Annotated in this window: 13 protein-coding genes; 3 read left to right on the top strand and 10 right to left on the bottom strand. The window is 51.2% G+C overall.

Going from position 1 to position 14,875, the window contains the following annotated elements; all coding sequences use genetic code 11:
- Nucleotides 1-134 precede the first annotated feature (134 nt).
- From GJJ30_RS13775 to GJJ30_RS13760, 4 genes are all read right to left on the bottom strand, one after another.
- Entirely contained in the window at nucleotides 135-1,715 is a 1,581-nt protein-coding gene (locus GJJ30_RS13775) for a lytic transglycosylase domain-containing protein (protein ID WP_154175742.1), read from the bottom strand.
- Nucleotides 1,716-1,934: 219 nt separating this feature from the next.
- Entirely contained in the window at nucleotides 1,935-3,377 is a 1,443-nt protein-coding gene (gene gatA, locus GJJ30_RS13770; RefSeq protein ID WP_154175741.1) for an Asp-tRNA(Asn)/Glu-tRNA(Gln) amidotransferase subunit GatA, read from the bottom strand.
- A 172-nt stretch (nucleotides 3,378-3,549) separates the two neighbouring features.
- A complete protein-coding gene (locus GJJ30_RS13765; RefSeq protein WP_154175740.1) occupies nucleotides 3,550-3,759 on the bottom strand; it encodes a Sec-independent protein translocase subunit TatA/TatB in 210 nt (69 codons plus the stop codon).
- Nucleotides 3,760-3,843: 84 nt separating this feature from the next.
- Complete coding sequence (locus GJJ30_RS13760) at nucleotides 3,844-4,278, bottom strand: YkvA family protein (protein WP_154175739.1); 435 nt, start codon at nucleotides 4,276-4,278, stop codon at nucleotides 3,844-3,846.
- 170 nt (nucleotides 4,279-4,448) lie between these two features.
- Between GJJ30_RS13760 and mdh the strand changes: the two genes are divergently transcribed.
- Complete coding sequence (gene mdh, locus GJJ30_RS13755; protein WP_154175738.1) at nucleotides 4,449-5,378, top strand: malate dehydrogenase; 930 nt, start codon at nucleotides 4,449-4,451, stop codon at nucleotides 5,376-5,378.
- 86 nt (nucleotides 5,379-5,464) lie between these two features.
- Here the strand turns inward: mdh and GJJ30_RS13750 are convergent, their stop codons facing one another.
- The 5 genes from GJJ30_RS13750 to GJJ30_RS13730 all read right to left on the bottom strand — a co-directional run bounded on the left by GJJ30_RS13750 (nucleotide 5,465) and on the right by GJJ30_RS13730 (nucleotide 11,911).
- Nucleotides 5,465-6,868, bottom strand: a complete 1,404-nt coding sequence (locus tag GJJ30_RS13750; protein WP_154175737.1) for a hypothetical protein — start codon at nucleotides 6,866-6,868, stop codon at nucleotides 5,465-5,467.
- A 216-nt stretch (nucleotides 6,869-7,084) separates the two neighbouring features.
- The gene (locus tag GJJ30_RS13745) at nucleotides 7,085-7,498 is read right to left on the bottom strand and encodes a VanZ family protein (RefSeq protein WP_154175736.1); all 414 of its coding nucleotides are present in this window, start codon (nucleotides 7,496-7,498) and stop codon (nucleotides 7,085-7,087) included.
- 128 nt (nucleotides 7,499-7,626) lie between these two features.
- Nucleotides 7,627-10,098 carry a zinc-dependent metalloprotease gene (locus GJJ30_RS13740; protein ID WP_154175735.1) on the bottom strand — a complete coding sequence of 824 codons (2,472 nt, stop codon included), beginning with the start codon at nucleotides 10,096-10,098 and terminating at the stop codon, nucleotides 7,627-7,629.
- A gap of 146 nt (nucleotides 10,099-10,244) precedes the next feature.
- Nucleotides 10,245-11,201, bottom strand: coding sequence for a polysaccharide deacetylase family protein (locus GJJ30_RS13735; protein WP_205880563.1), 957 nt, complete (start codon nucleotides 11,199-11,201; stop codon nucleotides 10,245-10,247).
- Nucleotides 11,198-11,911, bottom strand: coding sequence for an SIMPL domain-containing protein (locus GJJ30_RS13730; protein ID WP_154175734.1), 714 nt, complete (start codon nucleotides 11,909-11,911; stop codon nucleotides 11,198-11,200). Before GJJ30_RS13730 ends, GJJ30_RS13735 begins: the two co-directional genes overlap by 4 nt.
- 109 nt (nucleotides 11,912-12,020) lie before the next feature.
- On the opposite strand from GJJ30_RS13730, the gene GJJ30_RS13725 reads away from it, so the two are divergent.
- Nucleotides 12,021-12,602 carry a hypothetical protein gene (locus GJJ30_RS13725; RefSeq protein WP_154175733.1) on the top strand — a complete coding sequence of 194 codons (582 nt, stop codon included), beginning with the start codon at nucleotides 12,021-12,023 and terminating at the stop codon, nucleotides 12,600-12,602.
- Between the two features lie 8 nt (nucleotides 12,603-12,610).
- On the opposite strand, the gene GJJ30_RS13720 is transcribed toward GJJ30_RS13725, so the two are convergent.
- Nucleotides 12,611-13,249, bottom strand: a complete 639-nt coding sequence (locus GJJ30_RS13720; protein WP_154175732.1) for a peptidoglycan DD-metalloendopeptidase family protein — start codon at nucleotides 13,247-13,249, stop codon at nucleotides 12,611-12,613.
- Nucleotides 13,250-13,380: 131 nt separating this feature from the next.
- Between GJJ30_RS13720 and GJJ30_RS13715 the strand changes: the two genes are divergently transcribed.
- Complete coding sequence (locus tag GJJ30_RS13715; protein ID WP_154175731.1) at nucleotides 13,381-14,874, top strand: peptide MFS transporter; 1,494 nt, start codon at nucleotides 13,381-13,383, stop codon at nucleotides 14,872-14,874.
- Nucleotide 14,875 lies beyond the last annotated feature (1 nt).

The raw sequence follows: 14,875 nt of genomic DNA, 5'->3' as shown, positions 1-14,875 counted from the left end.
TTGTAAACCGGTCTCAAACAGACAAATATAGGAAATAATTATGAGTTATGAATGATGGATTATGAGTTAACTTACGCACTTTTAACTCATAATCCATCATTCATAACTCATAATTATTTCGGTAATTTCGCTGATTAGCCTACGATCAATCGCTGACCGGGTTTGAGCGAATTGCCTTTGATTTTATTCAGTTTTTTCAGTTGATCGACCGTCAGATCACTGTAGCGCTGCGAAATATTCCAGAGGGTATCGCCATCCTGAACCCGGTGGTATTTGGGTTTATAGGTTTTGGTCCGCTTCGCCACTTCCGGCCGGTCGCTGTTATTTCTGGTCGACTTTGCTACCCGCGAGGAGGTCGTGGGGGCCGCCGGTTCGCGCAGAATGATGAGTTTCTGTCCTTTCTGAATCCGGGTTGAACGCAGGTGGTTCCATTTCTTCAGATCATAGACCTCCACGTCGTATTTTTCCGCTATTCGCAAAAGTGCTTCCCCGCGTTTGACTACATACGTAATTTTTCGGGGCTTTCTGCGGACAACTTCCTCAATATTTTCATCTTCCGAAGCAATTGGATTGGCAGCTACTACCGGTCGAGATTCGCGGGCCTGTTCTTCATTGGCATCCGTAAAGGGGAAATAATCCCGCTTCCGCGACGAATCTGAACTATAATTGACACTCTCCGTCGAAGCCAGCAGCATATTTGTCGACACGGTTGGAGTCCGTCCGGCGGAGTCCAGAATCGCCCGACGGTTTGCCGCAAAATAATCGAAATGGGCCTTGGGTACGCGCAGCACAAAACTGCGGGTTTGATCCGATAGAACACCGGTCATGATCGACGGATTCATCTTTTGCACTTCGGCCAGCGGAACACCGCTGTAGGTACAAAACCGCTCGATCGACAGATAACCGTTGACGTGAATGGTGTCGCAGGGAATGGGGTATTCGGGTTGTTCCGCGTAAATGCCGTGATCATTGGCGTGGTTCATCATGTAAGTCAACGCAATGAACTGCGGAACATAAGCGCGGGTTTCCTTGGGCAAAAAGTTATAAATCGTCCAGAACGAATCGCCCCCGGACCGACGCATCGCGCGTTTGACGGTTCCCGGACCGCTGTTATAAGCCGCCAGCGCCAGGTGCCAGTCGCCAAAAACCCGGTACAGATCTTTCAAATACCGGCAGGCGGCATCAGTCGATTTCACCGGGTCCATGCGTTCGTCGATGTACTCATCCTGATACAGTTTGAAGTCCGCCCCGGTATACGGCATAAATTGCCATAAACCGCCCGCTCCCACTCGCGAAACCGCTTTTGGATCAAGCGACGACTCGACAATTGAAAGGTATTTGAGTTCATCAGGGATTTCGTACTGGGCAAGCAGGCGCTCATACAAAGGGAAGAACATCGGCATCCGCTCCATTACTTTCTTGGTGTAACTCGGACGGCGGAAGGTGAAGTAATCGATAAAACCGTGGACGGTTTTATTGTAGTTTAGCGGGATGGTCTGCTCCAGTTTTGCCAGTCGGTCACGGAGAACGTCTTCCGGAACGGATAAAACTTCCGGCACATCCACCACTTCAATGGTTTCCTGGGTCGAATCAGCTCTGACAATCGTGGTGTCGGCTTGAAAATAAGCTCCCCAACTGCGGGGAACGAGGCTTAAAAAAATCAGTACGGTACAAGCCAATCGGAGGCCGTGAAGGGTCTTCTTCAGGTTCGACATGAGCAGGTGTTTGGTTACATGATGGTTAAGTATTTTTCAAGGCAAGAACGGTCTGGTCGATAAAAATAGGACAAAAAATAGTTTTCATCAAATTTTTAGGCAAAATAGGCCGCAAAACGAATGAAATCAGTCGTTTCTCCAGACGTAAATTTGTGGATATTAGTCAATTAGTCGAAAACCAATTTTCGTGCCGCAGCTTATACGATTTCGATCATTTCTTTACGCTTTCTCTACTAACGTCTGAGTCAGTTCGTTGGCCGCGGCCAGTAAATCAGCTTCCTGGAACGGCGCAGCCATCAGTTGAAAACCGATGGAAAGTCCATTTTCGTCAGTCCCGTTCGGAACGGAAATAGCCGGACAACCAACGACGTTGGCCTGCACCGTGAATATATCCGCCAGGTACATTTGCAGCGGATCGCTGGACTTTTCACCAATCCGGAAAGCCGTCGTCGGTGTTACGGGCGAAGCCATCAGATCGTACTGCGTAAAAAATGCATCGGTTTCGTTTTTGATTAAACGACGAACCTGCTGGGCTTTGGTATAATAGGCGTCGTAATAACTGGAACTAAGGGCAAAAGTGCCAAGGATAATCCGGCGACGAACTTCATCCCCAAAGCCGTCGGTCCGGGATTTTTTGTAGAGCGATTCAAGATCCGTAGCTGCGGGGCTGCGGTACCCAAACCGGACGCCATCGAAGCGGGAGAGGTTGGAACTGGCTTCGGCGGTAGTTAGAATATAATAAGTAGGCAGGATGTGTTTCAACAACGGAAAATCAACGGGCTCAACCGTATGCCCCTGTTCGCGCAACCGGTCCAGGGCTTCCCGCGTTTTTTGCCGAATAACCGGGTCAACGCCTTCACTTTCCACGCCATCGCGCAGGTAGCCAATTCGCAAAGGGCGGTTTAAGGTCAGTTGCTTCGTATAAGCTGGAACCGAGTTTCGGCTTACTGTACTGTCAAATTCATCGGCGCCCCCCATGATTTCCAGCAGCAAAGCCGCATCCTCGACCGAACGGGTAATGGGTCCGATGCAATCGAACGACGACGCGTAGGCAATCAATCCCCAGCGCGACACCCGGGCGTAGGTGGGTTTCAGGCCGACCGTACCGCAAAATGCCGCAGGCTGACGCACGGAACCGCCGGTATCCGACCCCAGTGAAGCCAGACATAATCCAGCCTGAACCGCCACGGCGGAACCACCCGACGAGCCGCCCGGCACCCGGTCGGTATCGTCGGCATTCCGGGCCGGACCAAATGCCGAATTCTCGTTGGATGAGCCCATCGCAAACTCGTCGCAGTTCTGACGTCCGATGATGATCACGTCCTCGTCAATCACCCGTTGCACGGCGGTGGCAGTAAATTGCGAGACAAAACCGTCCAGAATCCGGCTGCCCGCCTGAACGCCGTGCTGGTTGTAACAGAGAACGTCCTTGATTCCCAATACCATTCCGGCCAGTCGCCCGGCCTTCCCTTCTTTTACTTTCGCATCCACTTCGTCGGCCCGTTGGCGGGCTTCGTCGGCGTAAACCGCTACGAAGGCGTTAAGGTGCTTATGGTCGTCAATTCGCTGCAGGTAGTGTTGCACCAACTGGCGGCAGGTAATCGATCCGGCAGCCAGATCGCGCTGAATTTCAGAAAGGGAATCGTACGGTTTTCCGGGCATAGTAAAGTACAGCTGGTAGAAAAAAAGAGACAACAGAACGACCGTTCAGGCCGAGCTGTTGTCTGAAATTCTGATAAAATGATAAATCTTAAATGTAAAATGTCGAATGTAAAAGGTACTGACTGTTACCCACTTTTACATTTAACATTCATCATTTTACATTTATCATTCCTTATTTGATATTCGTATCGCGAAGTCCTTCTTCGATGTTTTCGCGAACGTCTTTGGTAGCGTCTTTAAATTCTTTGATGCCTTTGCCGAGCCCCTTCATCAGATCAGGAATCCGTTTTGCACCGAAAAACAACAGAATCACCAGACCAATCAAAAGAAGTTCAGTTCCACCAAGTGAGCCTAGGAATGCATAAATTGTGAGTAATGCCATGATAGTATGAGTTATGAGTGTATGCAGAAACTCTTTACAAAAGTAACGAATATTACGAATTTATTGTGCACTAAAAAAACGATTTCACCCAATTTTAATCGACGACGCGTGGTTACGCTCCCACTCGGTAAACCGGTTGATATCGTCCGAGATCGAACTTACTAACCAGAACAAAAGCGCAATATCGTCGGTCATTCCCAACAGTGGCAACACGTCCGGGATGAAGTCGATGGGTGAAACGAAGTACACCAAAACCGCTACCATCCGCAGGAGTGTCTTTCCGGGAATGGCCCGGTACTCACCCTTGGCGTAAGCGCGCACCATGCGCACCAATATATTAATCTGGTCTTTGGCGGCCGAATAACTGGCACCAACACCCAATACCCGGGTCTTTTCAGCAACACGGTGAAGCAAATCGAGCAGGCTCTTGCCGCTTCGGGCGTACCGTGACGCTTTCTCAGTCGAACGTTTAAAAAAAATAGAACTCAGGATTGCCGTTAATAAGCGACGGTTTGCCATAGGTTGATTAGGAATTAAAGTCCTTGGATCGCTGGACATACCTATAACACATTTTATACCCCAAATGTCTTATTTCTTAAAAAAAAGCCTGCGTCACGGTGTCAGTGTTCAGCGGCTGTTCTATTTTTGTGTCGTTTAAAATAGTTGTCAGTTAATAAACCATTAACTCTATGAAAATTACCGTAGTAGGTGCCGGGGCCGTCGGAGCGACCTGTGCCGATAACATCGCCCGACGCGAATTAGCCGAGGAGGTTGTGCTCCTGGACATCAAAGATGGTCTGAGCGAAGGCAAAGCGTTAGACATGCTTCAGGCGTCTACTTTGTTAGACTGTGATGTAAAAATTACCGGTTCTTCCAATAATTACGAATTAACGGCCAATTCAGATGTTGTCGTGATCACATCGGGCATTCCGCGCAAGCCGGGCATGACGCGTGAGGACCTGATCGGCACGAACGCCAACATCGTGAAAGGCGTGACCGAAAACATCCTGAAACACTCTCCTGACGCTATTTTCGTCATTATTTCCAACCCGATGGACACGATGACGTACCTGGCGCTGAAGTCGTCCGGTTTGCCCAAAAACCGCATAATCGGTTTGGGAGGAATTCTGGATTCGGCCCGTTTCAAGACGTACCTGTCGCTGGCGCTGAAGTGCTCGCCCAACGATTTGCAGGGAGTGGTCATCGGCGGACACGGCGATACGACCATGATTCCTCTGACGCGGCTGGCAACTTATTCGGGTGTGCCGGTTAGCCATTTCCTGGACGCTGAAACGCTGCAAAAAGTGGCTGCTGATACGATGGTCGGTGGTGCTACGCTGACCAAACTGATCGGAACCTCGGCCTGGTATGCACCGGGTGCTGCGGGTGCCGCTTTGGTGGAAAGCATCGTTCGCGATCAGAAACGTGTCATTCCGTGCTGCGTATATCTGGAAGGTGAATACGGTCAGTCGGACATTTGCCTGGGCGTACCGGTGGTAATCGGTCGCAATGGCTGGGAGCGGATCGTTGATTTTGAACTCAATGACGAAGAACAGGCGGCTTTCAACAAGTCGGCCGACGCCGTTCGGAACATGAACGACATTCTGAAAACGCTGTAGTGAAAAAGACAAGAGAGGTGAGAAGTGAGACAAGAGACTACAGTTTCTGGCTCATTTCTCACCTCTCTTGTCTTACTTCTTTATTCTTAAATAAACACCTGATACTGAAGCACCAGCTGGCCGCGCCGACCCTGCTCCTCCAGCTTTCCGGTAACGGGCTGCGCGATGTAATACGGGCGGTTTTGGTAATCGAGTGTTAATTTGGAATTATGGCCTTTGATCAGCCAGTTGAGGCCGAGGCTGTAAACGCCCATGCTGCCATTTACGCGGTCATAATTGCCAAGCTGTGCCTGAGCGTATGGCATTAGCGTTCCGTTGCTGCCCAGTAAATCCTGCCGGAATAAGTACCCAAGCTGCGAATAAATTACCTGCCCCGTACCGAACATTGGAAACGCATTGCCCTGCGTTCCACTCAATCCACCGATGGGCTGCGTGGTTCCGCTGGCCGGGTTCATAAGGCCGTTGTACCGCAGGTAGTTCCGGCCGTAATCAAGGTTAAAATACCCCAGATACGCATTTATCGCATTTCCCCTGGCCCGATTGACGGGCATATCCACGAAAGCGGCTACCGACCAAAGGTTCATCGTGCGGTAAACCGTATCGGTTGCGGTATCGCCGGTATGCCAAACCGCCTTCTTCTGGGTAATAAAACCGGCTTCGAGGTTCACGATTTTCTTTTTACCCAAATACGTGCCCGTCATGTAGCCCGGTGTCTGGTGCGATTCTTTATCGAAAAACGAGTACAGCAGCATTCCCTGCAACTGTTTGGTCTGCCCTTTCAACGCAAAATTCGCATTTGGCCCCAGCGCCGGCGGAGTTGCGCCATTGGTCTGAATCGGAAACGGATCGCTAACGGCCACGCGGTAATCGATCGGCCCCACCTGACCGCGGGCGTAAATACTCAGCTTCCGGGCAAATTCGTCGGTCTGGTCAACCGTGGCCTGGGCAAAAACCGGTACGTCCATCGACATAATGTTGCTTACTCCCGGTTGTGTGAAGCGGGATAAACCGCTGACGATGGTCAAACCGCCCCCGATCTTCAAATAATCTTTGTTCTTAAAAACCAGGTATTCCGCCACCGCGTCGTGGAAAAAAGCCTGAATTTTCCGGTTTGAAACCGTACCGTTGGTATTAAACGCCGGTGATGCATTCAGGAAATTGAAGTTGTTCATCCCAAACTGGAAGTACAGCAACACCCGGTCGTTGATCTGGCCGAACAGCTGAATTCGGGTCCGGCGCAGGCCAATGTCGAAGGTATTGTCTTTGGGATCGCCAACTACCGTCGTACCGGGATTGCTCTGGTTGAGTCGCAACCACGTCTGATTCAGGAACGTAACTTTAAAAAAATGGGAACCCGACTCGTTCAGATTGTATTTCAATTCATTTTTCTCCGGAATGCGTTTGACGGACGGGGATAAGGAGTCCGCCGGTTGTTGGGCATAAACAAAATTGGTACTGACCAGACCAAGGATCGTCACTAATTTTCTCATAGGAGGTTGTGTGATGGACATACGAATAGAGTCCGGAAGCGAAGAACTCTACTCAGATGGTCGCTTTTATCTCCGGTATGTACCCCGCCGGAAAATCAAAAACCGGACGATCTGATGCCTGATCGTCCGGTTTTTGATTCGGTCAACTGCGGATTTGATGGCGTCGGATGCAACTGAGATGCGTTGCCATCTCATCCTAAACCACCGGTTTTGCCTTTAACTCTGCTTAAACCCAAATTTTATTTGTCGACTGATAAATACCACAACCGCCATCGTCAGTAATCCCACCACCGAACCGATGCCGCCCCACATGATGTCTAAAACACTAAAATTACGGAGCGGTAAAGCCAGTTGGCCTACTTCGGCAATGGCGGCAATGGCCGTCAGTCCAAGGGCGGCCACCAACCACCATGACCACGAATAACGCGAATAGGCGAGCCAGGTACCGGTCAGGAAACCCAGAAATACAAACGGTACCGCCGTGCGAAGATCTTCATTTTGTTTGACATCCGCCCAACGCGCCACCCAATCCGGCAAAAACCACACAAACCGCATGATGGGACTCGGCACCCAGCTTAAATAGAAAACCAGGGCAACACCCAAAATGATAAAAAGATACACAATGCGCATAGAGCAATTCTGCGAATAACTGCCTGAAACTGGCGACGATACAGTCTTTTCAATGGTAAATCAAACCGGGAGACTGAAATCCAGTCTCCCGGTTTGATTCAAAAACTATACCATAATTCTTAATTTGGTTACTTAGTCCACTCGCAGGCCGGTTCTCCCAGCAGGGAATCCAGCCACTCCTGACCGGTATCGATGGGCGCTCCGTCAGGGAGAGTCAAAACCGTTGGTTGGGGTACCAGAGTCGGATTTTGTTCGTATTGCCGGATCAGGTGCGTAATCAGTCCGTAATTAGAAATTGGGTTGGCCAGAGCGGGTTCAACCATCGTTTTGATCCGTAAAAGAGAACGGTGTGCCAGGTCGCGGGTGGTACCGTCGGCGTCTTTGTTCTGAGCTAGTGCGATCAGTTGTTCCGTCAGTTTCAGGGCGGTCATGTGATTTATCGTTCCGGTGTAGGTTTTGTCGACCGGGCGCTTGTAAACGGTTTTAATGAGCTGATCCAGCAACTCATCCAGCCCCAACTGGTTCGGATAGAACATTTTCTGGTAGACCAGCCGGGCGCACCGCTCCGGATTCAGCATCAGCCGCAAAGTCATCCCAACGGCGGCTTCGGGTGGTCCCAGCGGATCGAACGTCATGCCCGTCCGGCGTTTGAATACCTCACGCGGGTTGGCATTGTAACGGAACGGTCGCGGTGGAATGGATTTCAACAGGTAGGGCGGCACCGCCAGAAAAACCGGGTTGAGCGTGCTCAGCAACGCATCCAGCGCCCGGCGTTGTTCGTCCACCGGCACCGTCGACAAAACCGGTTGTCCGTCACCCCGCAGCGCGTTGGTGTAGGTTTGCCCACCCAGCACCTTGGCCGCAGCTTCGGTCTGGTAGCGGTGAAAAAGGTACATTGGGACAAAAACCTCTTCCAGCGTCGCCATCGGCGTTCCGGCCGGTATTTTCTTTTCCGAGAAATTATCCAGCGCAATCCGGCGAACTTCCGTGGTCCGCTTCAGTTCGTCGACGGCATTGCTGCCATTGTCCCACAAATGCGTTGCCGGATGAGCACTCCCTTCGGGCCGGGCATCCTGATCCGTCAAAAAAGTCAATCCTTTGGCGTGCATTTGCTGGACGATTTTATCCAGTTCCTGCTTTTCATTCGTCCCGGCCGGAAAATCCTGGTACCCCCAGGTAATACTCCATTTATCGTAATCGCCGATGCCTTTGGTGTACGCATCCGACAGATCGATACTGGCCCCTTTCACTTTGGCTACCATCGTGGGATAATCCATGACCGACGCCCGGTTTTGCGTGCTGGCAATGTAGTTGTGCGGCAAACCGAGCGTGTGTCCGATTTCGTGGGCGGCCAGCTGGCGCAGCCGGTCGAGCGACATCTGCATCATTTCGGCAACGTGCGATGTATCCGTGTCGAATTTCCCAACCAGCCCCTGCGCAATCAGGTAATCCTGCCGTACGCGCAGTGAACCTAATGTTACTTTCCCCTTGATAATTTCGCCCGTTCGGGGATCGATAATGCTGGCGCCGTATGACCAACCCCGCGTGGAGCGGTGCACCCACTGCACCAGATTATACCGGATGTCCATCGGGTCGGCATCGGCGGGGAGCAGTTTAACCTGAAAGGCGTTCCGGTAACCGGCAGCTTCAAACGCCTGATTCCACCAGGCCGCCCCTTCCAGCAAAGCCGTACGAATGGGTTCGGGTGTGCCGGGGTCCAAGTAATAGACAATCGGTTTAACGGCTTCACTGATGGCGGCTTTCGGATCTTTCTTTTCCAGCCGATGCCGGGAGATATAGCGTTTTATGATCGGCTGACTGACGGGCGTCGCGTAATCGAAATACTCAATGCCACCGTAACCAATTCGCGGATCAAACTCCCGGGCTTTGTAACCCGGTTCCGGCAATTGAACAAACGAATGATGCTGGCGCATGCTGACGGCCGTTGGTGTTGGCACCACCGAACGCAGATAAGCGCCGGGCGCATCGCCGGTCAGCGTGATGGTCGCTTCAAATTCCGTGTTTTGGGGAAAAGCCCTGGAATGAGGCAGATAGATCGCACATCGACTGGCATCCAGCTTGAAACTCCCCTGCCGGGTCTGGCTGATGTCCTGAACCGCTCCCACGGCATCGAGCAATAAAAATGGCGTCAGATCGACCAGAACCCGGTTTCCTTCCTCGGCGACAATATCAAACCCCCAATGAACCGACTGCGCAAACGACTCCTCAACGGCCCGGCGTTCGAGTGGATCATTGCTGATGGCCCGGTACCGGAAATTGGGTTCTACCAGCAATACTTTGGGACCGGTTCGCTGAAATTTAACGATGTGTTCCTGCCCCAATCGCCCGCGGTCCAGGCCGATGTCATTGGAACCAACGCCCGACGCCAGCGACGGGTAATAAAGCAGCTCCGTATCGAATTTATCAATTTCGAGCCAGATCTTTCCCTTTTTTGCGTCCCAATAAAAGGTTAGAAAACCGGGTTGTTTTTCCATCCCACTGGTAAACGTGGAGATAGTTGGTGCCGCCCCGCCCGCCGTCTGGGCTGGTACTAATCGAACAAAAAACAGGAGGCAAAAAAGGAGTAGGCGGTATTTCATCGGTTCTGCTGGTTTGGTACCTAAACATACTTCAGGGGACGATTAGACAAAAGAAAAAAGAGGAGAGAGTTCGTCTTTGATTTTAAGCGGTTAGTCGTTTATCCATTCTCTTTTTCTTTTGTCTGCATTTAGAAAGAACCTTTCCCTTACTGCTCTTCGGCTTTCGCCACGCTGCCGGGCAATTCATACAGCAGCCAGGTTTTGTTCCGAATTGACACCGACTTCTGCCGGATTAAGCGGATGAAATCCGTAATGCCCAGCGGCTCATTTCCGTTGGCGTGGATCAACACCAGGCTGCCCTGCTTCGGTTGCTGATTTTTTGCCAGCCAGGCATCGCTCCCAATGGGCAACAGGCCGAACGTCAGCACCCGATCGAAGACGGTTTTGTCGGAAACAAGTCCCGGAAACCGGAAGAAAATGGACGGCAGCAAACCGTTCAGGATCATGGCCTGCTCGTTCATCAGCACCTCGTCGTTCAGGTTTGTGGCCGGTTCGAGCAGAAAATTAACGGGCAACGGCAACCGCGGATCGTAGCGGTGATGAAACGAATGGTTGACCCACGTAATGTCCAGGTCCCTCCGTTTGACGAGGCTTTTTAAATACGCCAGATCCGACACGTGGCTTTGCATCCACAAACCGGTGATGGTGATCGTCACCGGAATCGGTTTTTCTTCCGGTTCAAAAGCCGCAATCAGTTGTTCAAAAACCGCCCGCGTCAGCGGTTTGGTGGAGGGGCACAAATCGATCGTCAGGCTAAAACCGCGTTCGGTGGTGTCGGCCCGTTCAATGCCCGCGTCCTGCAACGACCCGTCGCGGTTTTTCTCGGCCTGCAACGCCCGCATGTAAGCGGTTTTCGAAAATCGCTGTTCAAGGTCTGCCCAGGTCGCGGCCCGAACACTGGCTGTCGGCGGACTGATGATGCGGGTTTCCAGGGTCTGCGGATGAACGACCAGATACTGCATCCGGCCATTTTGCTGCCATTGACGAAGCAGAATCTGCTGATCGGTGGTGGTTCCGAAAAAGACTTTGTAGGATGATAATTGCCCAAAAACCGGTACCGAAAAAACCAGCCAAATCAGCCCAGTTCGGCTAATCCGGCTCATTTTAACTCAAACGTTACTTTGACCTGCGCCGGGATCCGGATCGTTTGCGGAATATCGAGCAGGTTGCTGCCGTAACCAACCCGGGCGGCCATAACATCCATTTCGGCCCCAAACCGTCGCTGCAAAACCGGGTCCGTTTCTTCCGTATCCCGAACGCTTAACACCGCGCCTAAGGTCCGCCCGGCGGCTTTTGCCATCACGGCGGCTTTTTCGCGAGCCACTTCAACGGCCTTTTCCAGCACACTGTTTTTGCGTTCCTCCTGCTTGGTGGAGCGATAGGACGCCTGAAACCGGTTAAAACCGGCACTGATCAATGCCAGCTGCAAATCCGGATAGCGCTCCGGTTTTTTTAGCTCAAAAATAACCTGCTGCATCGTGATAATTTCCTGCTTCCGTTCCCCGGGTTGGTAAATACCATTATCGTTTTTTTGAACATTCAACAGCGTATACCGAATGTCTTTTTCATCAATCTGGTAATCTTTCAGTAACTTCACCAGTTGCTTTTCGGCATTCTGATGCGCGGCATACGCCTTCCGGGCGTCAGTTGGGTCCGAATATTGCAGGCTTACCGTTACGCGTACCTGATCAGCAGGCAGTTCCAGTTCTGCCTCGCCAATTACCACAATCCGGTTCACGGGCAGATCGGGCGTTTGAGCCAGTGCGGAAGAAAGACTAAGAACACTTAAAATAAATAATGAAAGTTTTCGCATGTTTGTAAAAGATAACCTAAAGTTACCCGTTTTTCAATCGTGATTATTTGTAATTAACACTCGGAATGAAGGTGAATTGCCTTTATGATTCTCTGAATAAATCCATCGAATGCGCATTATATTCTATTTATTGGTAATCTCCCTGATCGGGGTTCATGGATGCAAACATTCCGGTCCAACCATTGACCCTACAACGCCGACAACGGTGGTTTATCATATCAAAGCCGGGGAGAATTTCGCCGATCACAACGACCTTTCGTTTCTCACCAAAACCAGTTTGTCGTTTAGCGCCGTTTTTGACAGCTCCGCGATTTATACCAGTAAAATCCCTGAAAACCAGCACGATATAAACAAATTATACGGTTTTTCCGACTGCGATTCTCACCACCAGACCGCCAGTGCCCGGTACGGCTGGAACTGGCGGGATAAGGCCCTTCGCATTTATGCCTACTGCTACCGCAACGGTGAACGCGTCTCCGAAGAACTCGGCACGGTCGAACTAAACAAGCCAACCGATTACCAGCTCAGCATCGTCGGTGGTAACTACGTGTTTACCTTCAAAGGAAAAGAAACCGTCATTGCCCGTGGTTGTACGACGGTTGATAGCAAGAATCGTTACCGGCTCTATCCGTATTTTGGTGGCGACGAACCCGCTCCCCACAACATTACCATTTCTATCACGGAAAAATAACTTCGGAACTACAGTCCCGGAATTTGCAAAAACAGGTTCGGATTCGGGCAAATCGCCAGGAACCACTCCCGATCCGTCAGCGAACAAACGCCCGGAAAGTCTCCGGTATGACCCAGCAGATCGGTTATCAGTTGGAAATGCAGGTGCGGTGGCCAATCCCCGTTCTCCGGAAACGGACCAATTTCCGCGATTTTCTGACCGGTTTTTACGGGCATACCGACTCGTAATCCCGCCAGCGACGGGCGGTTTAAATGGCCGTAGAGCGAATAAAGCGGTTTTTCGTTCCACTGATGTTCGAGAATGATCGTCGGGCCGTAATCGCCAAAGTGATTGTTGTCCTGAAAACTATGCACCACGCCATCAAGCGGGGCAAAAACCGGCGTTCCGGCAACCGCCCAGAGGTCGATGCCCAGATGGATGCAGCGTGGCTCCTCGGTCTGGTTGAAATGCGGACTGCGCCGGTAAATGACGCGGTGTTCGTTGTAACCACCCACGCCAACGACAACTCCGTTTCGCTGAAGTTTACCAAAAACGTAATTCGTAAACACTTTAGTGTCCGTAAGGTCGATCCCGGCCAGTTCCGGATTGTTGTCAGTAAAATCCAGAATCAGGAACGGGTCCCGGTGAAAATCGAATGGCAGAATCATGGCGCAAATTTGGTCAGTTTCGTTTACAACCTATCAACATTTGGGAGATTCCGGCGCAAGATTTATATTTAATGTTCTTTTACTGAAAAAAGCCGGTTTTTCGTTTTTATTATCATCAACTACCCAACTCAATGGAAGCAACCGTTTCAGCCCCTCAACCCATTTCCGCCAAACATCCGCCAGGCTTGTATGTCCTGTTTTTAACCGAAATGTGGGAGCGGTTTAGTTACTACGGCATGCGGGCCATTCTGCTGCTCTTTCTGATCGACAATGTTCGGGGCGGCATGGGGCTCAGCGAAATGGAAGGGGCGGCCATCTACGGTTTGTATACGGCTTCGGCTTACCTGCTGGCGCTGCCCGGCGGCTGGATTGCCGATAACATTCTCGGACAGCGAAAATCAATCTGGTACGGCGGTTTCGTCATCATGTTCGGTCACATTCTGCTGGCTATTCCGGCCGGTAATGCACTGTTTTTCATTGGCTTGATAACGGTTGCGCTCGGAACTGGATTGCTTAAACCCAACATCAGCTCCATCGTTGGCGAGCTGTATCCCGAAGGGGGTGCCCGGCGCGATGCGGCTTTTTCCATCTTCTACATGGGCATCAACATGGGCTCGTTTCTGGGCATCACCGTGGTGGGTTACCTGGGTCAGAAAGTTGGCTGGCATTACGGTTTCGGGGCAGCAGCCGTTGGCATGTTGTTCGGCCTGATCGTCTTTCGGATTCTCGGACAAAAATACCTTAGTAACTACGGAAACGTGCCGACCAAAACCGAAAAAGCAACCGAAGGCGGAACGCAAAACCGCAGTCTGTTTTTCCTGATTGGTTTGATTGCCCTGCTGATCTTCATGCAGTTTACGGGCGTTCTGGATCTGACCACCGCGCAGGGATTGGCCAAAGGCGCGGGAATTATTATCACCCTTACCGCTGTCGGTTACTTTTTGTTTATTCTGCTGCTGGGCGGTTTAACGCTCGTTGAGAAAAAACGCGTGGGCGTTTTGTTCGTGTTCTTCGCGGCTTCGGCCATTTTCTGGGCCGGTTTTGAACAGCAGGGCTCCTCGTTTCAGATTTTCTCCGACCGGTATACCGACCTGAATGTATTTGGCTGGCAAATCCCGTCGAGCTGGTTTCAGAATTTCAACCCGGCTTTTATTCTGATTTTTTCACCCGTTCTGGCGGCTCTCTGGATTTTCCTGGGCAAACGCAACCTGAACCCTCCCCCCCACCTCAAGTTTGCCGTGGCGCTGCTGCTGTTGGGATTGGGTTATCTGGTTATGGTCGTGGCGTCAAAAATCGCGCTGACCGGCGAGCTTACCTCTCCACTTTTCCTGACGTTCACCTACTTATTCCATACGCTGGGCGAGCTTTGCCTGAGTCCGGTAGGACTGAGTTCCTTCACGAAACTGGCTCCGAAGCGGTATGTGAGCCAGTTGATGGGCGTCTGGTTCGTCGGTACTTCACTCGGTAATCTCATTGCTGGTTTGTTCGCGGGAGGTTTCGACGAAAGCAATGTCCATCAAATGCCCGAACTGTTCATGAGCGTCGTCTACTTCAGCTTCGGTTTTGCAATCCTGATTCTGATATTCTCCAAACCGCTGAAAAGCTGGCTGGGAGGGGTTAAATAAT

Origin of the sequence: Larkinella terrae, from assembly GCF_009668025.1 — a bacterium.
GTDB lineage: Bacteria > Bacteroidota > Bacteroidia > Cytophagales > Spirosomataceae > Larkinella > Larkinella terrae.
The sequence above is the reverse complement of the archived record's forward strand: the minus strand, read 5'-3'. Positions and strand labels throughout refer to the sequence as shown.

Coding starts and splice junctions, on each gene's coding strand:
- GJJ30_RS13760 (WP_154175739.1), bottom strand. CDS start 4,278: ATGGCAAACCGTCGCTTATTAACGGCAATCCTGAGTTCTATTTTTTTT.
- GJJ30_RS13735 (WP_205880563.1), bottom strand. CDS start 11,201: ATGAGCCGGATTAGCCGAACTGGGCTGATTTGGCTGGTTTTTTCGGTA.
- mdh (WP_154175738.1), top strand. CDS start 4,449: ATGAAAATTACCGTAGTAGGTGCCGGGGCCGTCGGAGCGACCTGTGCC.
- GJJ30_RS13775 (WP_154175742.1), bottom strand. CDS start 1,715: ATGTCGAACCTGAAGAAGACCCTTCACGGCCTCCGATTGGCTTGTACC.
- GJJ30_RS13715 (WP_154175731.1), top strand. CDS start 13,381: ATGGAAGCAACCGTTTCAGCCCCTCAACCCATTTCCGCCAAACATCCG.
- GJJ30_RS13765 (WP_154175740.1), bottom strand. CDS start 3,759: ATGGCATTACTCACAATTTATGCATTCCTAGGCTCACTTGGTGGAACT.
- gatA (WP_154175741.1), bottom strand. CDS start 3,377: ATGCCCGGAAAACCGTACGATTCCCTTTCTGAAATTCAGCGCGATCTG.
- GJJ30_RS13730 (WP_154175734.1), bottom strand. CDS start 11,911: ATGCGAAAACTTTCATTATTTATTTTAAGTGTTCTTAGTCTTTCTTCC.
- GJJ30_RS13740 (WP_154175735.1), bottom strand. CDS start 10,098: ATGAAATACCGCCTACTCCTTTTTTGCCTCCTGTTTTTTGTTCGATTA.
- GJJ30_RS13720 (WP_154175732.1), bottom strand. CDS start 13,249: ATGATTCTGCCATTCGATTTTCACCGGGACCCGTTCCTGATTCTGGAT.
- GJJ30_RS13725 (WP_154175733.1), top strand. CDS start 12,021: ATGCGCATTATATTCTATTTATTGGTAATCTCCCTGATCGGGGTTCAT.
- GJJ30_RS13750 (WP_154175737.1), bottom strand. CDS start 6,868: ATGAGAAAATTAGTGACGATCCTTGGTCTGGTCAGTACCAATTTTGTT.
- GJJ30_RS13745 (WP_154175736.1), bottom strand. CDS start 7,498: ATGCGCATTGTGTATCTTTTTATCATTTTGGGTGTTGCCCTGGTTTTC.